This is a genomic window from Streptomyces alfalfae (genome assembly GCF_004127445.1).
Lineage (GTDB): Bacteria > Actinomycetota > Actinomycetes > Streptomycetales > Streptomycetaceae > Streptomyces > Streptomyces alfalfae.
Genome location: NZ_QEXM01000040.1, coordinates 242197 through 248884, shown reverse-complemented (window position 1 = coordinate 248884; position 6688 = coordinate 242197). Strand labels below are relative to the sequence as shown.

At 65.1% G+C, this 6688-nt stretch carries 5 protein-coding genes, 1 tRNA gene and 1 pseudogene; 2 read left to right on the top strand and 5 right to left on the bottom strand.

Annotated features, from left to right (window positions below; all coding sequences use genetic code 11):
* A pseudogene (locus tag DCW30_RS19485) lies at nt 1–807 on the bottom strand (hypothetical protein); the annotation flags it as partial.
* A gap of 248 nt (nt 808–1055) precedes the next feature.
* Entirely contained in the window at nt 1056–1538 is a 483-nt protein-coding gene (locus DCW30_RS19480; protein WP_241743535.1) for a response regulator, read from the bottom strand.
* 276 nt (nt 1539–1814) lie between these two features.
* On the opposite strand from DCW30_RS19480, the gene DCW30_RS19475 reads away from it, so the two are divergent.
* Nucleotides 1815–1886 (top strand) — tRNA-Arg (locus DCW30_RS19475).
* Between the two features lie 588 nt (nt 1887–2474).
* Here DCW30_RS19475 and DCW30_RS19470 read toward each other — a convergent pair.
* The 3 genes from DCW30_RS19470 to DCW30_RS19460 form a co-directional block, all read right to left on the bottom strand.
* Nucleotides 2475–3710, bottom strand: a complete 1236-nt coding sequence (locus DCW30_RS19470; RefSeq protein WP_076684489.1) for a DNA methyltransferase — start codon at nt 3708–3710, stop codon at nt 2475–2477.
* 11 nt (nt 3711–3721) lie between these two features.
* Nucleotides 3722–4747, bottom strand: a complete 1026-nt coding sequence (locus DCW30_RS19465; protein WP_079249999.1) for a Bpu10I family restriction endonuclease — start codon at nt 4745–4747, stop codon at nt 3722–3724.
* Between the two features lie 503 nt (nt 4748–5250).
* Complete coding sequence (locus tag DCW30_RS19460; protein WP_076684493.1) at nt 5251–5685, bottom strand: SRPBCC family protein; 435 nt, start codon at nt 5683–5685, stop codon at nt 5251–5253.
* A 228-nt stretch (nt 5686–5913) separates the two neighbouring features.
* On the opposite strand from DCW30_RS19460, the gene DCW30_RS19455 reads away from it, so the two are divergent.
* Nucleotides 5914–6678 carry a thioesterase II family protein gene (locus DCW30_RS19455; RefSeq protein ID WP_205576592.1) on the top strand — a complete coding sequence of 255 codons (765 nt, stop codon included), beginning with the start codon at nt 5914–5916 and terminating at the stop codon, nt 6676–6678.
* Nucleotides 6679–6688: the final 10 nt, after the last annotated feature.

The window sequence follows — 6688 nt, the reverse complement described above, 5'->3', positions numbered from 1 at the left end:
GGGGGCGGCGGCCGGCCGTGGGGGGGCGAGGTCGCCGGACGCGAAGCCGGGCTCTGAGGTGGCGAGGTCGCCGGACGCGAAGCCGGGCTCTGGGGCGAGGGCGGCCGAGGGCCGGTTGGGGGCGGGGACGGCGGCTGGCCGTGGGGTGGCGAGGGTGCCGGACGCGAGGCCGGGCTTTGGGGTGGCGAGGGCGGCCGGGGGCCGGCCGGGGGCGTCGACACAAATCCCCAGGACGTCCACCCATGCCGCGTCGGGCACGGCGTCGCACGTGACCCGGACGAGGGTCCCTTGGCTACGCAGAATCCGCCGGACGCTGTCGGCGACGACGAGGGCACGGACTTCACACGGCACGTGGATCTGGACGTGTGGGCCGCTGTCACGCGGGACGTGCTGTCCGCTGTCGCGCGGGGCGAGCTGCCTGGCGTCGTTCGGGACGTGCTGCCCGGTGTCGCCCGGGACGTGCCCGTAACGGAGGCCAGCCTCCGCGATCTCCCGCACGAGGGCTTCGGCGGTCGCGCCGGCGAGGGTGAGGTTGAGGAAGCCGGGCCCGCTGATGTCCACCCGGGCGATCTCCGGCTGGGCGGCCAGCCACGGTGACAGCACTTCCGCCACTTCCAGGGGCCGCATCCGCGCCTCACGGGCGACCCGCAGGGCAACGCTGGTGGCGTAGTCCCCGCACCCACCCGCCCGAGGCCGCTCGACCGGCACGGCCCGGGCGTCCTCCGGCACACGCACCCGGAGCTCCCCGGCGTCAGCGGCGGCACGCATGGCGCGCAGCACGGTGCGGGAGAGCTCGACGGGGGTCACGGACCAAGCGTATGGGAGGAGGGGGGTGGGTCCGCGAATCGGTTTCGCCGGAGGTCCGGGATGTGGACGGCGTGGGGGCGAGTGAACCAGAGAGGCGCACGCGTACGTACGCGCACACGCACCCCACAAAAGTCCCACCCGGTCACAAGCCGCCCCGCCCCTGGCCAGCCGTTCATCTGATCCAGGCTGGAACTTTCCCGCAACCGCCGACAGCGCCCGTACGGGGGGCCGATCACCGACGCGGAACGTCAGCCCCCAGCCTGAGCGGCACGCTCGGCGCGCTCGGCCTCGCTGATGTGGCCGCGTCCGGTGTCACCGGCGGGCGCGTCGTCATAAGGCTCGGCACCCGAAAGGTCACCGCCACCCACCGCTGCACGCCCACGCTCGACCAACTGCCGGGCTACGCCGACCAGTTCGCCAGGCTCGAACGGCTTGGCGAGGAAGGCGTCGACGCCCACTTCGAGCCCGTTCTCCACCTCGTACTGGGTGCAGGCGCTGATGACGACGATCGGCAGATGCCGCGTCCGGGCGTCGGCCCGAAGGAGGGCGGCGGTGCGCAGCCCATCGAGCCGGGGCATGACGACGTCGAGGGTGACCAGGTCGGGCTGGACGTCCTGCACGACGTCGAGACACTCGGCACCATCGGCCGCGGTCACGACCTCGAAGCCCTCCAGCTCGAGGTTGACCCTGATCAGTTGCCGGATGACCTTGTTGTCGTCGACAACAAGCACACGGCCGGGCATGCCTGGCACAACTCGAGAGTAGGTCCGCCGCCACCACCGCGTCCCGGTTTTCCCTACTTCCGCCCCGTGCGGAACATCTCCCGACACCCCGGCCGGCCCCCGCACCGACCCCCGCACCAGCCCTCTCACCGGCCCGAACCCCCGCGCCGAAGGACACACGACGGAGACCCCGCCCGGCGGCCCATGGATCACGGAAATACCTGTTCACGAGAGCCCCCGGAGAGCTGGTAGGGTTCTACCCGTCACCGCGCAAGCGGACGATACGCCCCCGTAGCTCAGGGGATAGAGCAACGGCCTCCGGAGCCGTGTGCGCAGGTTCGAATCCTGCCGGGGGCACCTTGTAGTAGGTGCCCAAAGACCCCGCCACCAGCGAGTTCGCTGGAGTCGGGGTCTTCGCGTATGTACAGGCGTGTGCCGTCAGCAGCTCCCTTGCCTGCCTGGGGGTGGCCACCAACCGCTGCTCGGCTTCCTGCACGGACTGTTTCCCCGCTTCCTGCGCACCTGGGCAGCGGATCGGCGCTCAGGTCGCCCAGATCGACCGCTTACCGCAGCACGTTGAAGATCGCCGCCCGGCGACGCCGGTAGGCCTGTGTCGCGGCCGGCTTGCCGTCGAAACGCCCGGCCAGGGTGTCCACCCCCTCCTGTGCGCGGCTTCCTTCCGACAATCCGGCCACGGGGAGAGACGCCTTGGACAGCCATCCACGTCAGTGCGGCAGCGATCGCCCGGGCTGGCGCCCGCACACAGCCTTGACGGGAACCGCAAGGATCTCTCCGGATCCGGGTCCCGCGTCGAGCAGGACCCGGGGCCACTCAAGCAATTGCGGGCAATCCCAAAGCCTGCCCGCGTTGCCAACCGGCGTACGGCCCCCTGATCACGCTCGACCCCAAACCGGGCCGGCCACCGCCAAATCCGCTCGGCCGACCTCAGACCTTCATCAGGCTCAATTCTGGTGAGGCTTCCACTTTCGTTACGCTCTCGACGGCACTCTGCAAGTCTTCCCGCACATCACCCGTCGATTGCTCCAGCGCCTCCAGCAACACGTGGCGCGCCACCTCACGAGAGAATTTATCCAACTTCGCCCCGCAAGGATTGATGGAACTCTTGTCCACCTCAAAAGAGAGAATATCCTCGTAGATCACGACGCCGAATCTATTGGTGAATTTCCTTTCCTGCCACCGTGCAAACCGCAGGCTAGGCAGACCTTCAGCCAGGGAGGCTACGATTTCAGAATTAGAGAACGCGACGCCACGCACTTTGGACTCCCGGCCCACGACCAAGACAACGTTCCCCGATTCAGAAACCAGCCGCTCCATCTCGCAGATCGCCTGCATCATGTCGACGCAGTACTGGATAACCGTCAAAAATCGGTTCTGACGATTCTTCCGATTGGACCCGATTTCTGTTCTAGCAGCAGGAAGGACATTCCAGCCGATTTTCTCTACCGCTGGACGATAGTTCTGGTGATAGTTGAACACATTGATGTACGGAGGGGAGGTGACCACAAGGCCTGCGCACCCAGCGTCAAGGGGAACCCTGCGGGCGTCGCCAGCGATTACCTGAGAGGGGATCAAGGCGGAAGGGAAATCCGCGATCAGGTCCCGCACCTGATTCCAGGATTTCTTTACCTTGGTTACATCCGTCTCCTTCTTATCTCCCATGCTCAACAGGAAGGTGGTGGAAAAAACGCGCTCGACATTTTTGTCGCCAGCACTCCGATACCCGTCGAGCAGATATCCGACGAAATCTTCGATTTCTTCCGAGCTGCCGAAAAGTGTATCTTGCCCTGCGGCGGAAACCTTATCCAGGTAGGACGACGCTTCCTCCACGATCCGTAGCCGCTGGTCGTATGGCAATGACGCAAGCTCCAAAATTCCAGACAGCTCCAACGCCGCCGGATTGATTTCAACACCGGCCGACGGGATACCCTTTCGAATGCATTCCAGAACAGTTGTGCCACTACCCAGGAACGGATCGACCACAATCCCAAATCCGGGATAGTAGACGTCGAGGAGCTTACTTACCAGGCCCGGAGTGAACTGGCCACGCCATGGGAGGGCACTGCGCCGCTCCCGCACGAGCACATCAAGATCAGACTGCTCAATGAAGGTGCGGTCAAATTCACGCTTCCGAACCGCGCCAAAGATGCCCTCGACGTCCATTTTCCTACCTTCTAGAAATATCCCTTGACGACGACATCTTCTTCATTCGGATCTTTCGCCTCGAAGAGGGATCTCAGATGGTCGACGAATCGCTGCACGACATCATACCTGATCGGATTAGCCTCAATGTAATCGACATATTCCGATCTCAGCCTCTTCCTATTCGCGGCCGACGAGTACTCTTTCCTCTTGTGGGAACCCAACCTCTTCCCCCGCAGAATCAATACTTCGTCAATATCTGTACCGGCAGTACTGATAGGCGTCATGTCAAGGTACTCGCAGATCAAGTAATAACGAGCCGCCGGAACAGCCACCTTGAGGTCATGAGAAGTTGCGCTCGCCTCCTGGAACATTGTCTTATCCAGATTGGTTTTGCATTCGGCGGCCACGTAGGCCAGCCATACATCCATGCTGGATGTGGCTCCAGCGGGGAAGTCCGGCTTGAACGACGCTTTCACATAGGCGCGCCTACTCAGGGTAAAGTCTTGGTCTTTCCTTCTGACCTTCATAGAGATGCCGCTAGCCGGCGCCGTAAGAGAACTAGAGAAGTAGGCGGCAGCAAAAGCTCCGGCCGGCCCCGCATACAAATCCTGTTCCGCCAAGACAGGAATCACGCGCGGATCAATCAGCCACGGCAAGAATTCCTCAATGATGGAGTTATCGATCTTGAGCTGCCCCCGCTGCCTGAACAGGAAATCTCTTTCGCTGTCCCAGATCAGATCGAGCTCCACGCTCTTCTTGTAGTCGTTGGTCAAGTCAACCAGGTGCCGCACAAGTTCATCACCAGTGGCGTCGACGCTCGCCATGTCGCCGATCCACGACTTATATCGCTCTATCGCTTCCTTGACCGAAATCCTGTCGCCCTCGGGAAGCTTGGAGTTCTTTAGCAGCTCAACGAGCTTTGACTTGTGGGGCGTTGGTCGCACTCGCGCAGGTGCCTCCGCACTGGCGTCAGCCAACGGCTCTGCCTCGACAGGCTTCGCCGGCGCTGCTCCTGGCGGCTCAAGGGAAGTAAAGAGGGCTTCATCGCTGTTCATGCAGGAAGCCTAGCGGCAGTTACGGGAGGTCCGGAGTGACTCGCTACGGTTGGCTGGCCGCCAAGGCCAGTTCACAGCAGGTCCGCCCCAATCGGTCAATTCGAGCTAGACGTTCATACACCGCAGATCTCGGCAACCTAGAGAACTCGGCTCCCGCTCGTTCGCTTGGTCACGCCCCAGAGATCGTCATGCATCGTTGCGGACTACCTGTGGACCGGATGCGGCCACGCTCTGTACCTCGTACCGCTCACTTGCGGATTCAACAAGCCAGCGAACGGCCTCCGAAGCAGGTTTCAGCATCTGCGCATGCCGCGGCCGCCCCACGACATCGCGGTACACGACACCCGACGGGGTCGTGGCCGCACTGGCGCGTGCGGGCCTGCACTACATCCCCGCCCACGCGATCGAAGTCGCCGACGCGATCGACGCCGTCGTCCCAAGATGCCCTCCGTCCGCGCCCGTGCGCGTGCACGCGTCGCCGTCCGGGGCACAGGGTTCGAAGGTCAGTCCCCGGCCGTCCCCGCCGCCAGTTCCGCCATCCTCTGGAATTCGCCCAAGTCGTAGTTCGCCAGTGCCTTGTCCAGGTTCGTCAGGGCGCCCAGGTGTTCCACGAAGCCCTGCGGGTCGTATTCGATCTGGAGGGTCACTCGGCTCTCCGTGTCGCTGAGGTGGTGGAACGTGACCACGCCCGCGTGGTGGACGCCCTCCGTCGTGCGCCACGCTATGCGTTCCTGGGGGATGACCTCCGTGAGTTCCGCCACGAACTCCTTGTCCGCCGTCGGGAGGGAGAGCTGCCACACGAACGTCGTCTCGTCCACACGCTGCACGTGTTTCACGTGGCTCAGGAACGCCGGCCAGCGTTCCACGTTCTCCCACAGGGACCAGCTCACGGCCACCGGCGCCTTGATGTCCACAGCTTCCAGCAGTGAGGACGACATCGTTCTCCCCTTCCTCCGTCGACATGTCGTGGGCGGTGCGTTCGTCATGGGCGGTGCGCTCGTCATGAGCGGTGCTCGCGTCTTCCGCGTACCCCGGGGGGCCGTGTTCACCGCGATGCCGTGCCACGCGCGTCACAAAGCCGCCCCGCCACCCTCCTTCGTCCGGCATGCTGGCCAGGTCGGGCCGCCGGTCGGCGGCGGCTGTCGTATGGGAAGGAGGGCGCGCTCGTGGGCGACTGGATACGTTGCAACCACCCCGCACCCGATGCCGGAACCCGTCTGCTCGTCTACCCCCACGCCGGTGGTTCCGTCAGCGCCTATCACGGGCTCTCGGCCGCCGTGTCGGGGACCGTCGAGCCGTTGGTCGTGCAGTATCCGGGGCGGCAGGACCGGTACGGCGAGCCGTTCGCCGCGGGGGCGGACGAGATCGTCGACGCCGTGCTCGACGAGCTGCCCGACGGGCCCGACGCCCGGCCCGTCGCCCTGTTCGGGCACAGCATGGGCGCGCTGCTGGCGTTCGAGACCGCGCGGCGGATGGAGGCCGCGGGGAAGCCGCCCGTGGCGCTGATCGTGTCCGGGCGCATGGCTCCCTCGCTGCCCCGCACGGCCGCGGGGAAGAAGCGGGTGCGGGACATGAGTGACGCGGAGCTGATCGAGGACATGCGCAAGCTGTCCGGCACCGCCGAGGAGCTCTTCTCCTCCCCCGAGCTGCTCTCCCTCTTCCTGCCTCCGATGCGGGCCGATTATCAGATCGTGGACGAGTACGTGTACCGGAGCGGGGAGCCGCTTCGGTGCCCCCTCGTCACGCTCACCGGCGACAGTGATCCGCGCGTGACCGTCGAGGGCGCCCGCGCCTGGGAGAGCGAGACCCGGGGCGGATTCTCCTGCCACGTGCTGGCGGGCGGGCACTTCTTCCTCGACGCACACATGCCCTACGTCGCCGGAGTCATCGCCTCCGCGCTGCCCGGCCGCAGGACCGTCCCCGCTTCCTGAACCGCTCCCC